The sequence below is a fragment of the Frigidibacter sp. MR17.14 genome, assembly GCF_037095735.1.
In the GTDB taxonomy this organism is placed as follows: domain Bacteria; phylum Pseudomonadota; class Alphaproteobacteria; order Rhodobacterales; family Rhodobacteraceae; genus Frigidibacter.
The window spans coordinates 742087-766216 of the sequence record NZ_JBAWKD010000001.1 but is presented as its reverse complement, the minus strand read 5'-3'; the positions used below and the strand labels follow the sequence as shown (position 1 = coordinate 766216).

Genomic DNA, 24130 nt, shown 5'->3' with positions numbered 1-24130 from the left:
GTGTGGATCCCGGGTGGCGCGGCGGGTGGGTCTCTGCGTGGGCTGAGCCTTGGGGGGCGTGGAGGACATCGAGGGCCGCGAGGTCATCCACAGATGCTGTGGCGATGTGCCGGTGTTGGCGGGCGCGGCTGGCCCGGTCTCGCCGGGCAGGCTTTTGGTATTTTGTCAGGGTTCGGGGGCAACGTCCGGAACGTCAGGACCGGGCGGCCCGGTGACGAGAATCGAACGCCGCGCTGGCACGTCGGGTCCGGCAGGACGGTCTTCGGCACGCATATCGCAGAAGCTGCTGGGCGGTGTCCGGGCAGGGCGCCCTGAGGGAACATCCCGCGATCGGCGGGTCCGGTCCGGGTCGAAGAGACAGGGATACTGCGCCGGGGCTTCGCGGCGCGCGTCGGCGGCGGATTTCGATGACGCCTTGCGGTCGCTGCGTGGTGCTGGCCGTGTCCGCGGCCCCGCAGCGGCGCGAGGGGCGGGCTCAGCGCAGGCCGGCTTCCTTCAGCAGGCCGCGCTTCTTGGCCTCGTAATAGTAGCCGCGCGAATACCAGCCGACGGCGGCGTCCTCGCTGCCGTCCGAGACCAGCCAGGCGCCGCGCAGGTATTTGACGGCGTATTTCAGGTTGGTCGCCGCGTCGAGAAGCCCCTCGGGGGCGCCGGCATAGCCCATGGTGCGGGCGGTCGGCGGGGCGATCTGCATCAGGCCGTAGTACTGGCCGTTGCGCGCGGCCGGGTTGTAGCCGCTTTCGCGCTGCACCACCCGGTGCGCCAGCGTGCGCGGCACGCCGTACATGTCGGCATAGTCGTCGACCATCCGCTGGACGGTGCCGCCCGAGGGCGGGTTCGGGCGCAGGCTGTCGGGAGTGCCGGATCCGCAGGCCGTCAGGGCCGAGACGGAAAGCAGGGCAGCAAGCGCCAGCGCTGTCGATTTCATGGTGTCCCCGACTGTCCCGTGATGGCCGTTCTCGACCTTGGCAGAAGTGATGCCAGCAGCTTCGTTAACGACAAACCGGGATTTGTTCCGAAGCATTTCGGGGTCGGCGGTATTTCGCGCATGAGGGTGCAAACCGGCGGGAATCCGCAAAAATCCGCCGGTCGCCTGGCTGGGTCAGCGCCGGCGCAGGGTCGCGATGCGCACGAGCGCCCGCTCGATCACCGCGCCAAGCGGTGCGCGGGTCGAGGAACGCAGGGTGAGATCGGTTTCCACGATCTCGGCCAGCGCGCGTTCGAGGGCCGGCAGGCTCCAGTCCTGCGCTTGCCGCAGCAGGCGGTCGCGGCGGGGGCCGAAGACCGGGGGCCGCATCCGGGCAATGCCCGAGGCCGGGCCGCCGGGGTCGGACGAGGCCGCGTGCAGCGCCCGGAAATGGCGCAGCGCGGCGATGCAGATGGTGACCGGCGAGGTGCCCTGGCCTTCCAGCCGGCGCATCATCGGGCCGAGCTTCGCCAGCTGCCCGTCGGCGACGATGGCGAGCAGGTCGTCGACATCGGCCTCGACCGAGGCGGGGGCGAGGGCCGCGACATCGGCGGGGCTGAGCGGCGCGGGATCGCCGTGCTTGTAGAGCGCGATCTTCTCGACCGTCTGGCGGAAATCGCCGGGGTCGAGCTCTTTGGCCAGCGCCAGGAGGTCGGTCATCGCCTCGCGGTCGATGGCGGCGAGGCCCGCCTTGCGCAGGGTGTCCTCGATTTCCTCGCGCGAGGGGGGATCGTCGTAGATGCCGATGGCGTAGCTGTTGGCGTGATCCTCGAAGACCTTGCGCAGCGCGGATTTGGCGGTGAGCGAGCCGGCGGTGACGACGATCGCGGCGTCGCCGGGGCGCCAGTCGGCGATGGCGGCGGCGACCAGCGGCGCAAGGCCGTCGCCCGCGTCCTCGAGGAAGGCGACGCGGAAGCCCGGGAAGAAGCCCTGCGCCTTCATCGCGTCCATCAGGAGCGCCCCGTCGCGGCGCAGGTCGGCGGCGGGGATCCGGGTCAGGCGCATCTCGGCCTCGCCCTCGGGGCCGATCAGGGCGGCGATCACCTCTTGCCGGCGCAGGGCCACGCGCATCGCGTCGGTGCCGAAGATCAGCAGGCCGGTGCGCGCGGGATCGGGCTTCGCGAAATAGCGGCTCGCGGCGGGGCCGGACAGCTTCACTTCCCGCTCCAGCGTCCCGAGGAGGCGAGAAGCTCGTTGACGATCTGGTCGGCCAGCAGGCGCATCAGGCGCTGGTAGGCATCGCTCGAGGCGGCCGCGGTGGCGACGGTGGTGCCCGACGAGGAATAGGAGACGAAGGTGCGCACGAGGCCCGAGGTCAGGACCTTGCCGTCCGCCTCGTCGACCAGCCGGTAGTTGACCGTGCCGTCGATGTTGTAGCGCGTCACCGCGTTCTCGCCGGTGAGGCCGAGGCCGGTGCGCTTGACGTTGACGTTGTAGGCCAGCCGGTAGACCGGCTGCCGGCTGCGGCCGAGCCGCTCTTCCAGCCGCTCGACCAGATAGAAGTCGTTGCCGGTGACCGGATCGTCGACGCGGACCTTGTCCATCAGGCTCTGTGCCGGGCCGCCGGTGCCGTAGACCGGGCGGAAGCCGCAGGCGGCCAGCGGCAGCCCGGCGAGCATCAGGCCCGCCGAGGCCAGGAAGGTGCGACGATCAGATGACGACATTGACGATGCGCCCCGGGACCACGATCAGCTTCTTCGGCGCCCGGCCCTCGAGCGCCCGTGCGATACTTTCCTCGGCCAGCACCAGCTTTTCAACCTCGGACACGGGCATGTCCTTGGGAACGGTGATCTCGCTGCGGCGCTTGCCGTTGACCTGGATCGGCAGCGTCACGCTGTCCTCGACCAGCATCGCCGGGTCGGCCTCGGGCCAGCGGGCCTTGGCGACCAATCCTTCACCGCCGAGCGTCGCCCAGACATCCTCGGCCAGATGCGGCACGAAGGGTGAGAGAAGCTGGGACATCACGCCCATCGCCTCGCGCTTCACCGCGCAGCCGGCGCCGGATTTGGCGATGGCGTTGGCGAAGCCGTAGATCTTGGCGATCGAGGTGTTGAAGGCGAAGCCCTCGATCCCCGCGGTCACCTCGGCGATGGCGCGGTGGGTGGCGCGCAGGAGCGCCTCGTCCTCGGCCGGGGTGCCGGCGGTGTCCGAGCCCGCGATCTCGTCGGCCATGCGCCAGACGCGGGCGAGGAATTTCGAGGCCGCGGCGGCGCCGTCGGCGGTCCATTCCACGTCGCGGTCGGGCGGGCTGTCGGACATCACGAACCAGCGCGCGGTGTCGGCGCCGAAGGCCTCGATGATCGCGACCGGGTCGACGACGTTCTTCTTCGACTTCGACATCTTGGCCGAGGGGATGATCTCGACCGCCTCGCCGGTGGCCTTCACGCGGCCGTCCTCGATCGTCTCGGGCAGGTGGTAGACCGGGCGGCCCTGGCCGTCGCGGGTCATGTAGATCTCGTGCGTGACCATGCCTTGGGTGAAGAGCGCGTCGAAGGGTTCGCGCGATTTCTCGGGCAGGTGGCCGGTCTTCACCATCGCGCGGCAGAAGTAGCGCGAATAGAGCAGGTGCAGGATCGCGTGCTCGATGCCGCCGATATATTGGTCGACGTTCATCCAGTAGGCCGCGTCCTCGGGGGCGGTCGGCGTCGGCGCATGGGGCGAGGTGAAGCGGGCGAAATACCACGAGCTGTCCACGAAGGTGTCCATCGTGTCGGTCTCGCGCTTGGCCGCGGCGCCGCAGGCGGGGCAGGGCACGTCGCGCCAACTCGGGTGGCGGTCGAGCGGGTTGCCCGGCTGGTCGAAGGTCACGTCGTCGGGCAGGCGGACGGGCAGGTTCGCCTTCTTCTCGGGCACCACGCCGCAGGAGGGGCAATGCACGACCGGGATCGGGCAGCCCCAGTAGCGCTGGCGCGACAGGCCCCAGTCGCGCAGGCGGTAGTTCGTCACGCCGCGGCCGATGCCCTTGGCCTCGCATTCGGCGATGGCGGCGGCGACGGCGGCCTCGCCGGTCTGATGCGCCTCGCCGGCGAAGCCGCGGATGTAGCGCACGGTTTCGGATTTCAGCGGCACATAGGCCTCGGCCAGCGGCGCCTCGTCGGACCAGGCGTCCGAGGCGGCGGGGGCGAAGACCGGGTTGATCGGCAGGCCGTATTTGGTGGCGAATTCGAAGTCGCGGGCGTCATGGGCCGGGCAGCCGAAGATCGCGCCGGTGCCGTAGTCCATCAGGATGAAGTTCGCGATGTAGACCGGCAGTTCCCAGGCGGGATCGAACGGGTGGCGGACGCGGATGCCCGTATCGAGGCCGCGCTTCTCGGCGGTTTCCAGCGCCTCGGCCGAGGTGCCGGTGCGGCGGCAGTCGGCGACGAAGTCCGCGATCTCGGGGTTGGTGGCTTCCAGCGCCTTGGCCAGCGGGTGGTCGGGCGAGATGCCGGCGAAGCTGGCGCCCATCAGCGTGTCGGGGCGGGTGGTGTAGACCTCGAACCGCTCGAAGCCCGCGGGGGCGCCGACGGTGTCGAAGGCGAATTGCAGCCCGCGCGACTGGCCGATCCAGTTGGCCTGCATCAGGCGCACCTTCTCGGGCCAGTCCTTCAGCCCGTCGAGGGCTTCCAGCAGGTCACCGGCCATTTCCGAGATCTTGAAGAACCACTGGGTCAGTTCCTTGCGCTCGACCAGCGCGCCCGAGCGCCAGCCGCGCCCGTCGATCACCTGTTCGTTCGCCAGCACGGTCATGTCGACCGGGTCCCAGTTCACCTGCGCCGACTTGCGGTAGACGAGGCCGGCGTCCAGCATGTCGAGGAACATCGCCTGCTGCTGGCCGTAGTATTCCGGGTCGCAGGTGGCGAATTCGCGGGTCCAGTCGATCGACAGGCCCAGCGGTTTCATCTGCGCCTTCATGTCGGCGATGTTGCCGTAGGTCCAGTCCTTCGGGTGGCCGCCGCGTTCCATCGCCGCGTTCTCGGCCGGCATGCCGAAGGCGTCCCAGCCCATCGGGTGCAGCACCGAGAAGCCGCAGGAGGATTTGTAGCGCGCGACGACGTCGCCCATCGTGTAGTTGCGCACATGCCCCATGTGGATCCGCCCCGAGGGATAGGGGAACATCTCGAGCACGTAGAACTTCGGCTTCGCCGGATCGCGGCGCGCAAGGAAGGCGCCGGCCTCGTCCCAGGCGGCCTGCCATTTCGGTTCGGTGACGGCGGGATCGTAGCGCGACATGGGGGGTTCTCTCGGAAATCTGCCGCGGCCGGTTATACAGGGCAGGGCCGTGACGTCCAGTGACGACCCCGCCGCCCGCCCGCCGCCCGCCGCTCAGGGGCACCAGAGCCGGGGGGGAGCGGGGGGACCCGCGGTCCCCCCGACCCTGTTTCCCGACTCTGTCTCGGGCCAAACGAAAGCCGCCGCCGGACCGGTCCGGCGGCGGCGATGGGCCCTGTTCAGGCGCTCAGTTCGAGGCGGGGACCATCGCGCCCACCGACCAGAACAGCGTCTCGCCCGAGCTGTCGTCGACGCCGTCATTGTCGGTGACCACGAAGCCCGTGCCGGCGGCGTCGATGGCGAAGCCTTCGACCTTGTCGAGCACATAGCCGTTGGTGGCCGATTTCAGCTCGGGGATCAGGTCGCGGACCTCGGTCTTGGCGACCACGGGCAGGGGCTCGCCCAGCTTCACCGGCGTCAGGTCGGCCAGCGGCACCGAGAAGATCTTCTTCACCTTGGCCGCGTCGCCCAGCAGGTTGTCGCGCTCGATCACATAGGCCAGATCGCCATGCACGGTCAGTTCCGACAGGCCCATCCAGCCCTCGCCCTTCGGCTCGAGCGGGTAGGCGGCCGCGCCCCACTCTTTGCTGTCGAGGTCATAGGACAGCAGTTTCACCTGGCCCTTGGCATCGTCGGCCCATTCGCGCTGGACCGCCATCCAGAGCCGGTTGCCGACCTTGGCCACGCCTTCGAAGCCGAAGCGGGTTTCCGACCCGGCCAGCGCCTGCGGCAGGGCGACCTCGTCCTTGATCTCGCCCTTGGCGTCGACGTGGTAGAGCGCGTGGGGCACGAGCTTCGCGGTGTTGCCTTCCGAGGCCAGCCAGAAGCCGCCCTCGCCATCCAGCGTGATCCCTTCCAGGTCCAGCTTCTGCGCCGGCTGGCCGCCGCGGGTGACGACGGTCTTCTTCACGATCCTCGCCGGGGTCCGGGTGGCGTCGATCTCGAAGATCGCGGGCTGCATCGCGTAGAAGCTGTCCGAGATCGCGTAGAGCTTGCCCGGGGTGGTCGCGTCGGCCACCAGACCCGAGAGCGCGCCCCAGCCGATCGGCTCGGCAGCCCCGGCCGAGGTGATCATCGGATAGGCGGCCGGGCCCTCTGCGCGTTCGTAAAGCATGACATGGGCGCGGGCGCCGCCGTCCTCGCCAAGGTCGGCCTCGTTGGCCGAGGCCAGCAGGTTGCGCGCGGGGATCGCGATGGCGCCTTCGGGGCTGACGCCCGAGGGCAGGATCTGCAGGAGCTGCGGCTGGGCGGGCTCGGAAATGTCATAGACACCGATCACCGAGGCGCGTTCGGACACGACGAAGAGAACGGGCGTGTCGCCATAGAGGCCGTATTCGACCGACTCGAGCTCGACCCCCTTCGACTTGGCGCGCTTGTCGGGGAAATGGCCCATTTCGGCGATCGCGCGTTCGAGCTTGCCCGCGTCTTCATAGACGACCTTGCCCGAGCGGTCGAAGAGCGTCCAGCCGCGGCTGCCGCCCTGCCAGTCGCCCTCGTTGGCGGTGGCGATCAGGTCGGTGCCGATCCACTGCACGCCGTCGGGCTCGCGCGCGACGTCGTCCTTCTTGCCGGTGAAGTCGAGCTTGCCGTCCGACTTGGTGTCGATGCCCTCGAGCGAGACGGTGCCGGCGCTGAAATGCGAGGCGACCTTGCCGTCGGCGCCGATGACGACGATGTGGTTGTTTTCCTGCAGCGAGACCACGATCTCGCCCGCGTCGTTGATGTCGACGAATTCGGGCTCCGGGTCCTCGGGCGCGATCTCGGCGAGGCCGGTCATCTCGATCTTCTGCATCGCGGCGCAATCGACCGCGCCGCCCTTCAGCGGCAGCTTGACGACATAGCCCGCGGGCATCTGCGGCAGGGCGCCGTCGTTCACGTCTTCGTCGCGCTGGTTCTCGATCGCGACGGCCAGGAAGCTGTCGTCCTTGGCCTTGGCCACCGAATCCGGCTGGCCGCCGAGATCGCAGGAGGTGACGACCTGTTCGGTCTTCAGGTCGATCATCCGCAGCGCGCCCGAGGGGGCGGTGAAGCTGTCCGAGGTGTCGACGCCGACGAAGACCTTGTCGCCAATGATGACGGCGGTGGTCGGCTCGCCGTCCATCGCGACATTGCCGAGCGGCTTGGGATCGCGCGGGTCGGTGATGTCGACGAAGCCCAGCACGCCCAGCGGGCTGTCGGAATAGACCAGCGTCATGCCGTCTTCCGAGGCCGAGATGATCTCGGCCGAGGTGGCGCGGGCGGTGTCCTCGCCGGCGGCCATGTTCTTCGTCACCGGGAAGGAGGCGATGCGGTTGAATGTTTGCTCGGCCAGCGCCGGAACGGCGGCGGCGAGGGCGATGGCGGAGGTCAGAAGGCCAAGCCGGCGGTTCATGTCAGGTCCCCATGGATCACGTCGCGCGCAGCCATCGCCGTTTCCGGTAACGGGGCCGTGATCCGTTGGTGAACCTATTGTGACGCCCGGTGTGGCGCGAGCCGGAGCGGCATCAACGAAAAGGGGCCCGTAAGGGGCCCCGTGTCGCGACCGCGCCGGATCAGAGCCGGCTGTCGCGGACGCGCAGCTGGCGGGCGCGGGTGAGGATCGCATCCTCGACGGCGCGGGTGGTCTCGGCCGAGACGGCGCCGCCGCCCTGGGTCTGCAGCGCGACCTTCAGGCTGCGCGCGTCGAGCGCGGGGTCCTGCACGTAGACGGTGGCGCGATAGGCGCGGCCGCCGCCGGGCGGGGTGCCGAAGCCGGTGGTGATCACGCCCGAGAACGGATCGACCGACTGCACCGGCAGGAAGTTCAGCACCTCGAGGCTGGCCTGCCAGAGATAGCGGTTCACTTCGACGGTGATGTTCGGGTCCTGGTTGGCGCCGAAGATCTCGAAGATCGAGCCGCGCTTGAACTCGGGCGAGTTGTAATCGAAGCGCTCGGAGGATTCGTTGACGCGGTTCAGCCCCTCGCGCTGGTCGAGGTTGGCATTGCGCGAGGCGCAGGCGGCGAGGGGCAGCATCAGCGCGAGGGCCAGGAGCGGTCGCCGGGCGCGGGCGACCGGAAAGGCGTTGGCAGGCATGAAGACTGTCCCCGTTCGTCGTTTCCCGTTGTCTAGACCATGGCAGGGAGGGCGACAAGCCTCTCGGGCGCCTCGCGCGGGGGGGCTGCGCGAACCTCTGCAGTCGGGAGCGCGCGAGCGGGCATGCGAGCGGGTGCACGCGGGACCGGGATCGGGGCGCCGTCCCCGGTGCGGCTGGCGGGATCGCGGGGGTGCGGGGCGGGCGGGCCGAGTCGCCGCGGCGCCGCCGTGGGCGGGGCCGGGGTGGAGCCGGGGCGGGCCCCAAGGATGCACCCGCAGAAGGAATACCGTGATTTCGCCGCAGGATGGGCCGCCGGGCCCCGTCGGATGGCACGAAGCGGCGGGGGCCGGTTCGGTCACTGTGGCAAGTCTGCACCATGGCGGGCCATCATTCCCCCCGCCGGGTCCGAGATCGTTGCAAAGGGGCACTGGAAAGCGGAAAGAGTCGAAGCATACCCAGATCGGATTCCCCTGAACTGGGCGCAGCTTTGAGACAACGAGGGAAGCGATGAAAAAGATTCTGCTTGCGACGACTGCGCTCTGCGCTTTCGCTGGCGCCGCCGCCGCTGAAGTGACCGTTCAGGGCACCGCCGAAATGGGCGTGACGAGCACCGAATATTCGGACAACTCGAAGACCCAGTTCCACAACTCGTACAACATCAACTTCAAGATGTCGGGCGAGACCGACACCGGTCTGGCCTTCGGCGCTAGCTACCGTCTCGACGCTGATGCGAACTCGGAAGAGAACCAGAACCCGGTCGGCGACAACGGCACCGCCTGGATCTCGGGCGCGTTCGGCAAGCTGACCCTCGGTGACACCGACGGCGCTCTGGATTGGGCTCTGACCGAGACCGCCATGGGCACCACCATCACCGACGAAGGCACCATCGGCGTCGGCTACTCGGGCAACTCGGACGGCTACTACGACGACCAAGTTCTCCGCTACGAGTACTCGTTCGGTGACTTCGGCTTCGCCGCGTCGCTCGAGCAAGACGACGGCAACTCGACCTCGGGTGAAGGCGACGAGATGATCGGTCTCGGCGTGAAGTACGCCACCTCGATGGGCGGCGTCGACCTCGGGTTCGGCCTCGGCTACCAGACCGGGCAGACCACCCGTGACGAACTGGGCAACGGCGCGCCGATCATCTTCGACGCCGACTACGACGGTGAGTACACCGACCTCGACGTCATCGGTCTGAGCGCCTCGGCTTCGGTCGACGCTGGCTTCTCGGCCGTCCTGAACTACGTCGACTACAGCTTCGGCGACGCGGAAGACATGCAGCACTACGGCGTGGGCCTCGGCTACGAAGTCGGCGCGCTGCTCCTGCACGCCAACTGGGGCAAGTGGGAAACCGACAACAACGACAGCTTCGACTCGTATGCCGTGCTCGTGAACTACGACCTCGGCGGCGGTGCGATCCTGGCTGCTGGCTGGACCAACGACGTCTCGTTCGACGACGGCGAGCAGGACCAGTGGTCGGTCGGCATGTCGATGTCGTTCTGATCCTTCCGGATCTGGACTATGGAAAGAGCGGGCTTCGGCCCGCTCTTTTCATTTTGGCCAAGGGGTTGCGCCTGCCTCGACAGGGCCGGACGAGGGGTCTATGGTCCGCCAGACCCCAAGGATCCGGCAGATGACCCCCAATACCGAGGCCGATCCCGCGGCCCTCTACGACAGCGCGATGGCCCTGCAGCGCGCCCGCCGCTTCGAGGAGGCGCTCGGGATCTATGACGGGCTGCTGCGCCTCAGGCCCTCGGCCGAGGTGCGCTTCCAGGTGGCGCGCATCTATCAGGAGGTCGGCCGGCCCGCGCAGGCGGCCCAGCACGCCGCCGCCGCCGCCGAGCTGCGCGGGACGGAACCCGCGATCTGGACGCTGTGGGCCGAGGCCGTCGCCCTGACCGCCGATCCCGCCGCCGAGACCGCCTTCCTGTCCGCCCTGAAATCCGCCGCGATCCCGCCCGAGGCGCGGCTGGCGCTGCAGGACCGCTTCCGCGGCGCCCGGCGCGCGCCGGGACTGCCGCCGCCGCTGCTGGCCGAATTCCGCCGGCTGGGTGCCGCCCTGGCCGCGGGCCGGGCCGCCGAGGCCGAGGCCGGGGCCCGCGACCTGCTGAGGCGGGTGCCGAAGCTGGCCGCGGCGGCGAATCTTCTGGCCACCGCGCAGGCCGCGCGCGGCAACCGTGACGCGGCGCTGCAAAGCTACCTGCTGGCCGCGCGGCTCGACCCTTCCGACCCGCAGCCGGCCGACAACCTTGCGCAGCTGCTGTCGCAGGCCGGCCGCGAGGACGAGGCGCTGGCCGCGGCCCGCCGCGCCGTCGCCGTCGGGCCGGCGCATGTCCCGGCGCTGCTGCGGCTGGCGCAGCTGACCAACCGCCGGGGCGAGCATGCCGCGGCGCTGCCCTTCGCGCTGAAGGCGGCCCGGCTGGAGCCGCGCAACGGTGCCGCGCAGATGACGCTGGGCTCGGTCCAGACCCGGCTGAAGGACTTCGCCGCCGCCGAGGAAAGCTTCGCCCGCGCCGCGCGGCTGGATCCGAAGCGGCCCGAACCGCTCGACCAGCGGGCGCAGGCGCTGGCGCGGCTGGACCGCGACGACGAGGCGCTGGCGCTTTACGACCGCGCGCTGGCGCTGGCCCCCGATCACGTCCCGGCGCTGACCGGCAAGGCGAGCGTCCTGCAGACCCTGGGCCGGTTCGAGGCCGCCGAGGCGCTGTTCCGCCGCGCTTTGGCGCTTGATCCGGCCAATGGCGAGACGCATCGCAGCTTCCTTGCCTCGCACCGGATGGTGGCGGGCGACCCGCTGCTGGAGCAGATGATCGCCCGGTTCGAGGACCCGGCCACGCCCGAGGCGCAGCGCTCGAACTTCGGCTTCGCGATCGCCAAGGCGCTCGAGGACATCAAGGCGCATGACAGGGTCTTCCCCTATCTGAAGGCCGCCAACGACATCGCCCATGCCGCGGCGCCCTATGACATGGCGCTGCGCCACCGCGAGGTCGCGGCGCTGAAGGCGGCCGTCGCGGGCTTCGACTGGGGGCGGGCGCTGCCCGGCGCCTCGGACTTCGCGCCGATCTTCGTCACCGGCATGCCGCGTTCGGGCACGACGCTGATCGAGCAGATCATCGCCAGCCATTCGCGCGTCGGCGGTGCGGGCGAGGCGAATGTGGCGGCGACGCTGGCGACGAAGGTGATGTTCACGCGCGAGGCGGCGCGGCCGCTGGCGGGCATTCCCGAGGCCGAGCTGGTCGCGCTGGGGCAGGACTACGCGGCCGAGATGCGTCGCCGTCTGCCCGGAGTGCCGCAGGTCAGCGACAAGTCTATCCAGAGCTACATGTATCTGGGCCTGCTGAAGCACGTGCTGCCTAGCGCGCGTTTCGTGGTGGTGCGGCGCGACCCGCGCGACAACCTGCTGTCGATCTACCGCAACAAGTTCGTCGAGGGCACGCATACCTATTCGACCAGCCTGCGCGATCTTGGCGAGTATTACGCGACCTTCGTCGAGATGATCGACTTCTGGCGCGCGGAATGCCCGGGCAGCTTCCACGAGATTGAATACGAGAAGCTGGTGGCCGAGCCCGAGGCCGAGACCCGGGCGCTGATCGCGGCCTGCGGGCTGGAGTGGGAGGATGCCTGCCTGTCGTTCCACGAGACCGACCGCAAGATCGACACGCTGTCGGTGTTCCAGGCGCGGCAGCCGATTTCCAAGGGTTCGCTGGCCGCCTGGCGGCGCTACGAGCCGCATCTGGGCGAGCTGTTCGAGGCGTTGGGCCCGCTTTGTCCGAAGGATTGAGACGATGACGCAGACCGGGGGACTGATGGAGATCAAGGCGCGGATCGCGGCGGCCGAGGCGGCGGCGGGGCGCGCGGCGGGATCGGTGAAGCTGATCGCGGTGTCGAAGATCCAGCCCGCGGACCGGGTCGAGGCGGTGCTGGCCGAGGGGCATCGGCTGTTCGGCGAGAACTACGTGCAGGAATCGGCCGCGAAATGGCCGGCCTGGCGCGAGCGCTTCCCGGGCTGCGAGGTCCACATGATCGGGCCGTTGCAGACCAACAAGGCCAAGCAGGCGGTCGAGCTGTTCGAGACGATCCACACGCTGGATCGTCCGAGCCTGGCCGAGCGGCTGGCGCGGCTGGCGCAGGCGCGGGGCGCGACGCCCTCGGTCTTCGTGCAGATCAACACCGGCGAGGAGCCGCAGAAGGCGGGCGTGCTGCCCGGCATGGCCGACGAGTTCGTGGCGGCGGTGCGGATGATGGACCTGCCGCTGGAGGGGCTGATGTGCATCCCCCCCGATGGCGAGGACCCCGCGCCCCATTTCGCGATGCTGGCCAGGATCGCCGAGCGCAACGGGCTTGCCGGGCTGTCGATGGGCATGAGCAGCGATTTCGAGACCGCGATCGCCCATGGCGCCACCCATGTACGGGTCGGCAGCGCGATCTTCGGGTCGCGCGCGCCGAAGGCCTGAGGCGCCGTGCGGCAGATCTTCCTGACCATCGCGCCGGATTTCCTGCTGATCCTGCTGGGCGGCGCGGTCCGCTCGCGGCTGACGCCGGAAGGCTGGCGCGGCATCGACCGGCTGAACTTCGAGGTGCTTTTCCCGGCGCTGCTGTTCGTCGCCGCCTCGTCGCGGCCGATTGCGATGTCGGAACTGGCGGGGCTGGGGCTGCTGGTCTGGGGCCTGCTGTTCCTGGGCTTCGGTCTTGGCTGGCTGATCCGGCCGCTGGGCCCCGAGCGCTTCATCGACTTCGCCGGCAGCTGGCAGGTGGCCTGGCGGTTCAACACCGCGCTCGGCTTCGTCTGCGCGGCCTCGCTGCCTGAAACGGCGCGGGCGCTGATGCCGGTGGCGATCGGCATGGGGGTGCCGCTGGCGAACCTGCTGGCGGTCTCGGCCCTGTCGCGGGGCGGCGGGCTGGGATTGGCCGCGACGGTGAAGCGCGTGGCGCTGAACCCGTTCCTGCTGGCGACGCTGGCGGGGCTGGCGGTCGGGCTGTCCGGCGTGGCGCTGCCGCAGGTGCCGCTGCACGCGGTCGAGCGGGTGGCGCAGGCCGGGATCCCGGTCGCGCTGATCTCTGTCGGCGCGATGCTGGACTGGGGGGCGCTGGTGAAGCCCTCGGCCTTCACGCTGGCGATGAACGCGATCAAGCTGGTGGTGCTGCCGGCGGTGGCGCTGGGGGTGGTGCTGCTCTTCGGGCTCGACCCGGCGCGGGGGGCGGTGCTGATCCTGTTCGCGGCGCTGCCGACGGCGGCCGCCAGCCATGTGCTGGCCTCGGTCTTCGGGGCGGATCCTCGCGGGGCGAGCACGCTGGTCGCGCAGACCACGATCTATTCGGTGGTGACGCTGCCGGTCTGGATCGCGGTGGCCCAAGGGCTGTTCTGAGGGCTGTTCTGAGGGCTGAACCGGGGGCGGCGTCTCTGGGGACGGAGGACCGGGGCTCTGCCCCGGGCCCCGGGATATTTGCGCCAGTAAGAAATCAGGAGGCGAGGGCTTCGGGGACGACCAGGCGGCTGCCCTCGGCGAGGTGGCGGGCGATCCAGTGGAGGTCGCGGCGCGCGAAGGCGACGCAGCCGGCGGTGGGGCGGCAGGGGGCGCGCCATTGGTGCAGGAAGATCGCCGAGCCCGCGCCGGGCAGCGCATCGGGCCAGTTCCAGTCGGTGACCAGGATCAGGTCGTACATCGGATCGGCGCGGCGCAACCTTTCGTGGCTGGCGGCGAAGGGGGCCGAGACCATCTGGTTGTAGTCGGGGTGGTCGGGCGCGTCGCACCAGAGGTCGAAGGGGCGGATCGGGCGCGCCCAGCGCGGCAGGGTCGCGCCGTCGATCCGGTCGGGGCGGTAGAGCATGCCCACGATCTCGTGCCTGCCGGTGGGGGTGGCGCCGTCGCCCTCGCGCTTGTCCGCGCGGATGCCGCCGCGGCCATGGGTGCAGGGGATCAGCCGGCCCCGGAAGCGCAGGCCGGCGGGGGTGAGGATCAGGTCTTGCGCGTTCACAGCAGGTGCCCCGACTTGGCGGCCTTGGTGTCGAGATAGGCGCTGTTCCAGCGCGAGCGGCCGACGGCGAGGGGGACACGCTCGGCCACCTCGATGCCGTTCGCCTCCAGCATCCGCACCTTGGCCGGGTTGTTGGTCAAAAGGCGCACGGAGCGGAACCCCATCTGGCGCAGCAGCGCCGCGCCGATGCGGAAGTCGCGCTCGTCATCCTCGAAGCCCAGCCGATGGTTGGCCTCGACCGTGTCGAAGCCCTGATCCTGCAGCGAATAGGCGCGCATCTTGTTGGCAAGGCCGATGCCGCGGCCCTCCTGGTTGAGGTAGAGCAGAACGCCCTCGCCTTCGGCGCCCATCTGGCCGAGCGCTGCATGCAGCTGGGGCCCGCAGTCGCATTTCAGCGAGCCCAGCACATCGCCGGTGAAGCAGGCGGAATGCAGGCGGGCGAGCACGGGGCGGTCGCGCGGCGGCTGGCCGATCTCGATCGCGTAATGCTCGTCGGCGCCATCATCGGGGCGGAAGATGTGGACGCGGCCCTTTTCCGCGGCCTGCATCGGCAGGCGGGCGTTGACCACCGGCTGCAGGGGGGCCGCGAGGTCGAGCGCGGGGCCGGCCTCGGCCATGTCGACGAGGGTGAGGCCCTCGGCCAGGGCGAGGCCCGCGGGATCGGTCACGGGCAGGACGAGGGCCGCGGGCAAGAGGCGCGCGGATTTCGCCAGCCGGATCGCGGCGCGGTGCAGGTCGGCGGAACCGTCACGCGCGGTCTGGAACGGGCCCTTCATCGGGTTGGCGAGGTCCTGCGCCGGGTCGGCCACGGCGCGGATCCAGGCGAGGCCGGCCTCGGCCGGGATCTCGATCCGCGCGACATCGCCGTCATAGGCGCGGGCCTTCAGCGTCGCCGCGCGCCGTTCGGTGAGCGCGATGGTCAGCCCGGGGCCGAGGGCGCGCAGGCTGGCGAGGCGGGGGGCGTCCAGCGCCTCGGCCGCGACGGCGAGCACCGCGGCGCCGGGCCGCGTGAGCACCACCGGCACGCCCATGCGCAGGTCGGCGCGGGCGCGGTTCAGGCGTTCGAGGATCGTGGGGCCGAGCGGCATGGGGCCAAACTCCATCAGGCCCGGGTTAGATAGTCGGACCTGTCGGAAATTGAAACATTTCCCGCGCAGGCGACACGTGCGCGTGAGCGCGGTGTAGCAAATCTTGCCGGGGATGGTGCGCGAACGCATGTCGCGGCTAGCGAAAAGACACAGATGCCCACGAGACAGAGAGCGGAGACGCGCGATGCCCAACCTGAAGAAGCTGCTGCTGGTCGATGACGACGAGGACCTGCGCGAGGCGCTGAGCGAGCAGCTGGTGGCGACCGAGGATTTCGACGTGTTCGAGGCCGGCTCGGGCCATGACGCGATCGAGAAGGTGAAGGGCTCGATCTTCGACCTGGTGATCCTCGACGTGGGCCTGCCCGACACCGACGGGCGCGAGCTGTGCCGGCGGATGCGCAAGCAGGGCGTCAAATGCCCGATCCTGATGCTGACCGGGCATGACACCGATGCCGACACCATTCTGGGGCTGGATGCGGGGGCGAACGACTACATCACCAAGCCGTTCAAGTTCCCGGTGCTGCTGGCGCGGATCCGCGCGCAGCTGCGCCAGCACGAGCAGTCCGAGGACGCGGTGTTCCAGCTGGGCCCGTACACCTTCCGCCCGTCGATGAAGATGCTGATCGACGCCAAGGACCGGAAGGTGCGGCTGACCGAGAAGGAGACGAACATCCTGAAGTTCCTCTATCGCGCGCCGGACGGGGTGGTGCCGCGCGACGTGCTCTTGCACGAGGTCTGGGGCTACAACGCCGGGGTGACGACCCACACGCTGGAGACCCACATCTATCGCCTGCGCCAGAAGATCGAGCCCGATCCCTCGAACGCGCGGCTTCTGGTGACCGAGGCCGGGGGCTACCGGCTGGTCGCCTGAGGGGGTCGGGCGGGGTGCGGTGAATTTTCGGAAGGGGGCGCGGAACCGACAGGCGGGCGCCACGTTCTGATCTCACCGGGCCGGCACAACCGCCCGAGACGAATTACCCAAGCCCTCCCGCGACGGGGTCATGTCGCGGCTTCCCTCCCTGTCGGACTGACCCGGGCCTCGTGCCCGGGTTTTTTTTGTCTGGCGGGTCGGGGTCGGGGAGAGGGGGCGGAGAGGGGGCGCTGCCCCCTCGCGGGCCTTGCCCGCTCACCCCCGGGATATTTGGACCAATGCGAAAGCGGGAAGGAAGGGGGGGCTCTGCCCCCGCCCGTGCCGGGCTCCCCCGGAGTATTTCGGCCAAGCCGAAACGGGCGGGTCAGTGGAAGTCGCGGCTGCGGAACATGGCTTTCGCCTGTTCGCGGGGGTGCATCGGCGAGCGGATCGAGCCGCCGGCGGGGCGGCGCGTCTCGTCGGCGCGGCCGTCGTTGACCGCGATCAGCACCGGGCGGCCGAGGGTCAGCAGAAGCGGCGTCAGGTCCTCGACCGTCTCGGCGATGACATGGGTGACGGGGCCGTCACGCTCGATCCGGCCGGTGACGCGGACGAGGCGGCCGCCGATCACCGCGCGGCGGAAGGCCTCGTAGATGCGCGACCAGATCACCACATTGGCCACGCCGGTCTCGTCCTCGAGCGTGAGGAAGATCACGCCCGAGGCGGTGCCGGGGCGCTGGCGGGTGATCACGAGGCCGGTCAGCACCACCCGGCCCGTGGCCTGCGGCAGGCGGTCGTTGGGCAGGCTGTCGGTGAGGCCGGTTTCGGACAGGCGGGGGCGCAGGAGTTCCATCGGGTGGGCGCGCAGCGAGAGGCGCAGCGAGAGGTAATCCTCGATCACCTCCTGGCCGAGGGTCATCGAGGGCAGGGCGGTTTCGGGTTCGCGGGCGCCCTCGCCCTCGGCGCCGAAGAGGGGCAGGGGCTTCGGCGCGCGCAGCGCCTTGGCCGCCCAGAGCGCGTCGCGGCGGCCGAGGCCGAGGGCGGCGAAGGCATCGCCTTCGGCGAGGCGTTCCAGCGCGTCGGGGCGGATGCCGGCGCGGCGCCAGAGGCTTTCGACATCGGGATAGCCGTTGCCGCGCGCCGCGACGATCCAGCGGGCGTCCTCTTCGCGCAGGGACCGGATCTGGCGCAGGCCGAGGCGCAGGGCGAGGGCGCCGTCGGGGCGTGGCTCGACCGTGCAGTCCCAGTCGGAGCGGTTGATGCAGACCGGGCGCACCTCGACCCCGCGGTCGCGGGCGTCGCGCACCAGCTGCGCCGGGGCGTAGAAGCCCATCGGCTGCGAATTGAGCAGCGCGCAGGTGAAGATCGCCTGATGGTGGCGCTTCAGCCAGGCCGAGATGTAGACGAGGCGGGCGAAGCTGGCGGCGTGGCTTTCGGGGAAGCCGTAGCTGCCGAAGCCCTCGATCTGCGCGAAGCAGCGTTCGGCGAAATCGGCGCCGTAGCCGCGCGAGAGCATGCCCGAGACGAAGCGCTCGCGGAAGCCGCCGATCGTGCCCATGCGCTTGAAGGTGGCGAGCGAGCGGCGCAGGCGGTCGGCCTCGGCCGGGGTGAAGCCGGCGGCGACCACGGCGATCTGCATCGCCTGTTCCTGGAAGAGCGGGACGCCGTAGGTGCGGCCCAGCACCTCCATCATCGCGGGGCCGAGATCCTCGACCGGTTCTAGCCCGCGGCGGCGGTTGATGAAGGGATGCACCATGCCGCCCTGGATCGGGCCGGGGCGGACGATCGCCACCTCGCACACGAGGTCGTAGAACTGGCGCGGCCGCATCCGGGGCAGGAAGTTCAGCTGCGCCCGGCTTTCGACCTGGAACACCCCCACCGCATCGGCGGCGCAGAGCATGTCGTAGACGGCAGGATCCTCGGCCGGGACGCTGGCCAGGTCGTAGCGGCGGCCGCGGTGGTCCGCGATCAGTCCGAAGGCCTTGCGGATGGCGGTCAGCATGCCCAGTGCGAGGATGTCGACCTTCAGCAGGCCCAGCGCGTCGATGTCGTCCTTGTCCCATTCGATGACGGTGCGGTCCTCCATCGCCGCGTTCTCGATCGGGCAGAGCTCGTCGAGGCGCCCGTGGGTGATGACGAAGCCGCCGACATGCTGGCTGAGATGGCGCGGGAAGCCGATGATCTCGGCGATCAGCCGCGCGGCGAGGCGGATGCGGCGGTCGGCCGGGTCGATGCCGGCGTCGCGGATCCGGGCGTCGTCGGGGGCGGCGGCGGACCAGCCCCAGATCTGGCCCGAGAGCCGGGCGATCACGTCCTGCGACAGGCCCATCACCTTGCCGACCTCGCGGATCGCGGCGCGCGAGCGGAAGTGGATCACGGTGCCGGTGAGGCCCGCGCGGTGGCGGCCGTAGCGCTCGTAGATCCACTGGATCACCTCTTCGCGCCGCTCGTGTTCGAAGTCGACGTCGATGTCGGGCGGCTCGCCGCGGTCCTTCGAGATGAAGCGCTCGAAGATCAGGGTGATCGAGTCGGGGGGAACCTCGGTGATGCCCAGCAGGTAGCAGACCACGGAATTCGCCGCAGAGCCCCGTCCCTGTGCAAGGATGCCCTTTTCGCGCGCGGCGGCGACGATGTCGTGTACGGTGAGGAAATAGGGGGCATAGCCCATCTCTGCGATCAGGCGCAGTTCCTTGGTGACGCGGTCCGAGATGTGCGGGCTGGCGCCGGCGGGGTAGCGCCAGGCGAGGCCCTCGCGGCAGAGGCGGTCGAGGCGGGTCTGCGCGGGTTCGCCGTCGCGGGTCTCGTCGGGGTAGTGATAGCGCAGGTCGTCGAGGCGGAAGGCGCAGCGTTCCGCGATCTCGACCGAGCGGCGCAGCGCCGCGGGGAAGCGGTGGAAGAGCCGCGCCATCTCGGCCCCGGATTTCAGCCGCCGCTCGCCGTTCGGCAGGCGGCGGCGGCCGATCCGGTCGATGGTGCAATGCTCGCGCAGGCAGGTGAGCACATCGGCCAGGGGGCGGCGCGCGGCGCGGTGCATCAGCACGTCGCCGGCCGCGACGAGGGCGAGGCCGGTGGTCTGCGACACCGCCGCCAGCCGGTCGAGCCGCGCCTCGTCGCGCCCGTCATAGCGCGGGGCGGCGCCGAGGAAGCTGGTGGCGGGGAAGCGGGCGCGGATCTGCTTCAGGTCGGCCAGGACCGCGGCGGTCCAGCCCTCGAGCGGGTCGGGGGGGAGGGCGATCAGCATCATCCCCTCGGCCGCGTCGAGAAGATCGCGGCGGTCGAGATGGCATTGGCCCTTTTCCGCCCGGCGCTTGCCCAAGGTCAGCAGCCGGGTGAGCCGCGCCCAGGCGGCAAGGTCGGTGGGCAGGGCGATCCAGTCCACCGCGCTGTCGCGCAGCACGATCCGGGCGCCGGGGATCAGCCGCGGCAGCGGGGTCTCGAGCGGCGCGAGCGGCGCGGGGGCGGGGGCGCGGCTCTGGCGGCTCGCGCCGTCGGTCACGCGCTGCGAGCGGATCTCGGGCGCCTGTTCGGGCTGTTCGGCCGCGGCTTCGGCCCGCATCCGGGCAAGCTCCTTCAGGGCCGAGAAGGCGCGCACCACGCCGGCCACGGAATTGCGGTCGGTGATCGCGATGGCCTCCAGCCCCAGCTCGGCGGCGCGGATCATCAGCTCTTCGGGATGCGAGGCCCCGGTGAGGAAGGTGAAGTTCGAGGTGACGGCAAGCTCGGCATAGCGGGTCATGCGAATTCCCCTTGCGCGAACCAGCCGGGGTCCTGGGGGGTGAAATAGAGCCAGAGCCTGCGGCCCTCGCGCGTTTCGATCCGCCAGTAGTCGCGCAGGCCGCGGCGCCAGTCGGGATCGTCGAGCCACCATTCCGGGGCGATGCGTTCGGGTCCGGTCGCGCGCAGCGTGGTCAGCCGCATCCGGCGCCAGCGGAAGCGGTGCGGCGGGTGCGGGCCCGGTTCTCGGGTGGCGGCCTCGATCGGTTCGGGAGGGAACAGGCGCAGCGGGCGCGGGCGGGGGGCGGACCAGCCGCCCGCGGGCTCGGACCAGGCGAAGGGCGCGCGCAGGAAGGCGCGTTCGGGGATGTGGCTGTCGGCGGGCAGCAGGCGCTGGACGTTTTCCAGCCCGATGCGGTTGCCGATCCGGGTCACCAGATCGTCGAGGGCGGCAGAGCGGGCCCGGTTCTGGCCGGCGCCGCGCTGCGTGAGCTGGCGCGGCGGCATCGGCTCGACCAGCGTGGCCTGAAGGCGCAGCTGGTCGATGCCGAAGCCCGAGTCGACCGCGTCGATGCCACGGTCGAAGAGCGGCAGGATGCGGGCCGGGTCGACCATCGGGCTGGCCAGCCGCAGTTCCACCTCGGTGTCGCTCTGGTCGACGCGGCGCAGGGTCAGGCGCAGGCTGCGCGCGCCGGCCTCGCGCGCGGCGAGCCTGGCGCAGAGCCGCTCCAGCAGCCGGGCGGTCAGGCCGCGCAGGTCGTCGGTCAGGCCGATCGGCTCGGGCAGGGTCAGGCGCACCGCGTCATGGGGCGGTTCGGCCAAGGGCGAGATCTGTTCGCCGCGGTCGCCGGTCGCCTGGTCGAGCCGGGTGATCAGCGCCGGGCCGAAGCGGCGGGCCAAGGGCGCGCGGGGCTGGGCCATCAGCTGGCCGAGCGTTTCCAGCCCCATGCGGCGCAGGCCGGCGGCGGTGTCGGGGTCGATCCGCAGCGCCTCGACCGGCAGGGGGGCAAGGGGGCCGTCCGCGACGTCCGTGCCCGTGCCGTAATGCGCCAGTGCCCAGGCGGCGCCGCGGCTGCCGGCAAGGCCGAGGCGGGCGGTGATCCCGCCGCGCGCGAGGCTGGCGCGCAGCCGGTCGAGCGTCGCGGCCTCGCCGCCGTGCAGATGTGCCGCGCCGGTGAGGTCGAGCACGATCCCGTCGGGCGCCTCGAGCCCGACCCAGGGGCACCAGCGCGTGGCCCAGCGGGCGAGCATGGCAAGGAACCGCGCCTCGGCCTCGGGCGCGGCGGGGCGGGTGATCAGGCCGGGGCAGAGCGCGCGGGCATCGGCCGCGGCCATGCCGCGCGCCAGCCCCGCGGCCTCGGCCGGGGCGTTCAGGCAGTGCAGGCGGTCGGTGTTGCCGGCGCGGGCGATCAGGGCGAAGGGGCCGGGCTCAGCGGGCCAGCGGCGCAACACCCGGTCGCTGGGCAGCCGGGGAAACCAGATCGAGACGATGCGCCGAGATCGACCACCGGACATGCCAGCCCCCAAGAGTTCCTGATTTGTTCTTGGTAAGCTTCCATTCGGCCAGAGTCGAGTCTTCTACCCCCGTGTCTGCCAAGGGCTTGCAATCCCAGCGGGTTTCGGCGGCGTTGCAGCCCGCGCCCTCGGGAATCAGGCAGATCGAGGTGCTGTTGCCCGCCCCGGCCGCCAGTTGCAAGCGGCGGCCCTGGGTCAGGTCGGGGGCCTCGGACAGCTCGGTCACCACCAGCCGGCTGGCCCCGTGGCGCAGCGCCTCTTCGGTGACGGCCAGCGCCTCGATGCGGTCGCGGGCGAAGGCCAGCAAGAGGCGCGAGGGGTCGAACCAGAGCGCGAGGCCCAGCGGGTTCAGCGGCTCGGCCCGCCAGCCCTCCGCGACCCAGAGCACCGGGCCGGGCAGGGCCGCGGCTAGCGCCGCGGCAAAGGCCGTGGCGCCGGGGCCCGAGACCTCGTGCATGCGGCCCGGGCGGGGCGGGAAGGGAAGGGCGTCGGTCATCGGGGCGCGCGGGGTTCGGGGGGCCGGGGGTCCGGGGGGGGATTCGGATCCCGATCATAGCGCGGATGCGCGGCGGATGCAGCGGGGGGCCGGGCCTGCGCCCGGCGGCCTCGGCGGACAGGGGAGAGGTGGGGGCCTGTCCAGCGTCGCCCGGTATCGGGATCGGCGCCTGTCGGGACGGGCGGAGGGCAGACCACACCGCGCCCGCTTTGTGCCAGCCCGGGCATCGCCGGGCGCATCGGAAGATCATGGCGGAGGGACGCGGGCGCCGTTCGCCACCGGCACGCGATGGCGGAGGGTCGGCTGGGCCGTGATCCGGGAAAACCTGTCGCTCGCGCCGATGCGGGCCGGCTGGTCCGAGCCTCGCCTGTCAGATCAACCGGCTGCCCGCTGCGCCGCGTTCCGGCAGCCCGAGCGGGCCAGTCGGCGGGCAGGCGGTCCGGGAGGGGCAGGACGATCTGCCCGAAGGGTCACAGGGCGGTCCGGCGCGGCGTGCCTGATGGCGGGTCGCGACCGCGCATCGCGCCCCGGACCCACGCTCAAGACCCGCAAGGTAGCCCGAATGGGCCAATCATTGGGCCGGTCATTGGGCAAGCGGTCCGGGAGGGTGGCACGGTCCGCCGCCCGAAGGTTTTGAAGCGGTGTTGTGCAGCGTGGCCGCTGGCCGGTTGTGGCGGCGTATCACGCCGGGGGCCAACGGCTCGCGATCCTGTGGCGCGCTCGAGGCCCGGGATCTGGCCGGGCATGGTCCGCGTCCGGCAGCCGCCAAGCGCCCCGGCCTGACGAGATCGGGGGACGGAACCGCGCCTGCCGCAATGCAAAAGGGGCGCCCGAGGGCGCCCCTTCCGATCGTTGCGGCGTGCCGTTCAGTGCGTGGCGGCGCCACGGACCTTGGCGACATCGGCGGCCGTCACGGCGCCGGCGTCGTTGCCCCAGGCCTTGCGCAGCCAGCTGGCCAGCTCGGCGACCTCGTCATCCGACAGGCGGTCGGCGTAGCCCTGCATCACCAGATGCATCGGCCGCTTGGCGGTCGGCGGCACGTCGGCGCCGTTCAGGATCACCGAGACCAGCGGCCCGACTTCCGAACCGGTGACCAGATGGTTGCCCTGCAGTTCGGGGAAGATCCCCGGGGCGCCCTTGCCGGTCACGAAGTGGCAGGCCGAGCAGCTGTCGAGGTAGAGACGCGCGCCCAGCGGCATGCCCGGATCGGCCTCGGTCAGCATCTTCGTGGTGGCTTCGCCCGCGGCATCGGCCTTGGCCGGTTCCATCGGGGTCGGGCCGGGGTTCGCGAAGCTCGAGGGCAGCGCGACCTTCTCGCCGTCGATCCCCTTGAGGAAGGCGGCGATCGCGATGTTGTCCTCGTCGGTCAGGTGCTGCAGCGAATGCTCGACCACCAGACCCATCTCGCCGTTGGCGGTCGAATGGGCGTTGCGGCCGGTGGCGAGGTACGAGGCCATTTCCTCGACCGTCCACTGCTGCGGGGCAGAGCCCGCACCGCGCAGCGCCGGCGCGTTCCAGCCGCCGACGACGCCGCCGGTCAGGAACTTGCCGTTGTCGGCGGTCACGCCGTCCTGGGCCATGAAGGTGTTGCGCGGGCTGTGGCAGGCCGCGCAGTGGCCCGGGCCCTCGACCAGATACTGGCCGCGGTCCTCGGCTTCGGTCTTGCCCGCGGGGGTGAAGCCCGGCCCGTGCGACAGCGCGAGCCAGTTCCAGGCGCGGATGCCGAAGCGCAGGTTGAACGGGAAGGACAGCTCGGTCTCCTTGTTGGCGACCGCGACCGGTTTCACGTCCTTGAGCAGGTAGTCGTAGAGGGCGCGCAGGTCCTCTTCCGACATCAGGCGGTAGTTCTCGTAGGGCATCGCCGGGTAGAGATGCTCGCCGCCCGGCGCGACGCCGTCGATCATCGCCGCGCGGAAGTCCTCGAAGGACCAGGCGCCGATGCCGTTCGCCTTGTCGGGCGTGATGTTGGTCGACCAGATCGTGCCCATCGGGCTTTCGATCGCGCGGCCGCCGGCCAGTTCCTCGCCGCCCGGGGCGGTGTGGCAGGCGACGCAGTCACCGGCGATCATCGCGTATTTGCCCTGGCCCTCGGCCGGCTGCCAGTCGGCGGCAAGCTGGGTCGCGGGCTGGGTGCGTTGCACCGGCACGAAGATGAAGGCGAGCAGGCAGATCAGGCCGAGGAGGACCAGACCGGCCAGGATGCGGAGTGCTTTGTACAT

Annotated in this window: 17 protein-coding genes; 5 read left to right on the top strand and 12 right to left on the bottom strand. The window is 70.8% G+C overall.

Annotated features, from left to right (window positions below; genetic code table 11):
- Window positions 1-475: 475 nt before the first annotated feature.
- From V8J36_RS03670 to V8J36_RS03645, 6 genes are all read right to left on the bottom strand, one after another.
- Window positions 476-928: a lytic transglycosylase domain-containing protein gene (locus tag V8J36_RS03670; protein WP_336465886.1), complete on the bottom strand. Its 453-nt coding sequence runs from the start codon at window positions 926-928 to the stop codon at window positions 476-478.
- A 174-nt stretch (window positions 929-1102) separates the two neighbouring features.
- Window positions 1103-2125: a DNA polymerase III subunit delta gene (holA, locus tag V8J36_RS03665; RefSeq protein WP_336465885.1), complete on the bottom strand. Its 1023-nt coding sequence runs from the start codon at window positions 2123-2125 to the stop codon at window positions 1103-1105.
- A complete protein-coding gene (lptE, locus tag V8J36_RS03660; RefSeq protein WP_336465884.1) occupies window positions 2122-2631 on the bottom strand; it encodes an LPS assembly lipoprotein LptE in 510 nt (169 codons plus the stop codon). Before lptE ends, holA begins: the two co-directional genes overlap by 4 nt.
- On the bottom strand, window positions 2618-5179 hold the full coding sequence (gene leuS, locus V8J36_RS03655) for a leucine--tRNA ligase (protein ID WP_336465883.1): 2562 nt from the start codon (window positions 5177-5179) through the stop codon (window positions 2618-2620). Before leuS ends, lptE begins: the two co-directional genes overlap by 14 nt.
- Window positions 5180-5405: 226 nt before the next feature.
- Complete coding sequence (locus V8J36_RS03650) at window positions 5406-7589, bottom strand: esterase-like activity of phytase family protein (RefSeq protein WP_336465882.1); 2184 nt, start codon at window positions 7587-7589, stop codon at window positions 5406-5408.
- A 160-nt stretch (window positions 7590-7749) separates the two neighbouring features.
- Entirely contained in the window at window positions 7750-8271 is a 522-nt protein-coding gene (locus V8J36_RS03645) for a DUF3576 domain-containing protein (RefSeq protein WP_336465881.1), read from the bottom strand.
- A gap of 508 nt (window positions 8272-8779) precedes the next feature.
- Here V8J36_RS03645 and V8J36_RS03640 point away from each other — a divergent pair.
- The 4 genes from V8J36_RS03640 (at window position 8780) to V8J36_RS03625 (ending at window position 13638) form a co-directional block, all read left to right on the top strand.
- Window positions 8780-9775 (top strand): porin, encoded by a 996-nt coding sequence (locus V8J36_RS03640; protein ID WP_336465880.1) that lies wholly within the window; start codon window positions 8780-8782, stop codon window positions 9773-9775.
- Window positions 9776-9905: 130 nt separating this feature from the next.
- On the top strand, window positions 9906-12053 hold the full coding sequence (locus V8J36_RS03635; RefSeq protein WP_336465879.1) for a tetratricopeptide repeat-containing sulfotransferase family protein: 2148 nt from the start codon (window positions 9906-9908) through the stop codon (window positions 12051-12053).
- A 4-nt stretch (window positions 12054-12057) separates the two neighbouring features.
- The gene (locus tag V8J36_RS03630) at window positions 12058-12726 is read left to right on the top strand and encodes a YggS family pyridoxal phosphate-dependent enzyme (protein ID WP_336465878.1); all 669 of its coding nucleotides are present in this window, start codon (window positions 12058-12060) and stop codon (window positions 12724-12726) included.
- A gap of 6 nt (window positions 12727-12732) precedes the next feature.
- Window positions 12733-13638 (top strand): AEC family transporter, encoded by a 906-nt coding sequence (locus tag V8J36_RS03625; RefSeq protein WP_336465877.1) that lies wholly within the window; start codon window positions 12733-12735, stop codon window positions 13636-13638.
- Window positions 13639-13732: 94 nt separating this feature from the next.
- On the opposite strand, the gene V8J36_RS03620 is transcribed toward V8J36_RS03625, so the two are convergent.
- Window positions 13733-14248 carry a L,D-transpeptidase family protein gene (locus V8J36_RS03620; protein ID WP_336465876.1) on the bottom strand — a complete coding sequence of 172 codons (516 nt, stop codon included), beginning with the start codon at window positions 14246-14248 and terminating at the stop codon, window positions 13733-13735.
- Window positions 14245-15336 carry a GTP cyclohydrolase II gene (gene ribA / locus V8J36_RS03615; protein WP_336465875.1) on the bottom strand — a complete coding sequence of 364 codons (1092 nt, stop codon included), beginning with the start codon at window positions 15334-15336 and terminating at the stop codon, window positions 14245-14247. The genes V8J36_RS03620 and ribA overlap by 4 nt, the downstream gene beginning before the upstream one ends.
- 184 nt (window positions 15337-15520) lie before the next feature.
- Between ribA and V8J36_RS03610 the strand changes: the two genes are divergently transcribed.
- Entirely contained in the window at window positions 15521-16207 is a 687-nt protein-coding gene (locus tag V8J36_RS03610) for a response regulator transcription factor (protein WP_336465874.1), read from the top strand.
- 364 nt (window positions 16208-16571) lie between these two features.
- On the opposite strand, the gene V8J36_RS03605 is transcribed toward V8J36_RS03610, so the two are convergent.
- The 4 genes from V8J36_RS03605 to V8J36_RS03590 form a co-directional block, all read right to left on the bottom strand.
- Window positions 16572-19922 (bottom strand): error-prone DNA polymerase, encoded by a 3351-nt coding sequence (locus V8J36_RS03605; protein WP_336465873.1) that lies wholly within the window; start codon window positions 19920-19922, stop codon window positions 16572-16574.
- Window positions 19919-21415, bottom strand: a complete 1497-nt coding sequence (locus tag V8J36_RS03600) for a Y-family DNA polymerase (RefSeq protein ID WP_336465872.1) — start codon at window positions 21413-21415, stop codon at window positions 19919-19921. The genes V8J36_RS03605 and V8J36_RS03600 overlap by 4 nt, the downstream gene beginning before the upstream one ends.
- A complete protein-coding gene (locus V8J36_RS03595; RefSeq protein WP_336465871.1) occupies window positions 21330-21911 on the bottom strand; it encodes an ImuA family protein in 582 nt (193 codons plus the stop codon). The genes V8J36_RS03600 and V8J36_RS03595 overlap by 86 nt, the downstream gene beginning before the upstream one ends.
- Window positions 21912-22777: 866 nt before the next feature.
- The gene (locus V8J36_RS03590; protein ID WP_336465870.1) at window positions 22778-24130 is read right to left on the bottom strand and encodes a cytochrome c; all 1353 of its coding nucleotides are present in this window, start codon (window positions 24128-24130) and stop codon (window positions 22778-22780) included.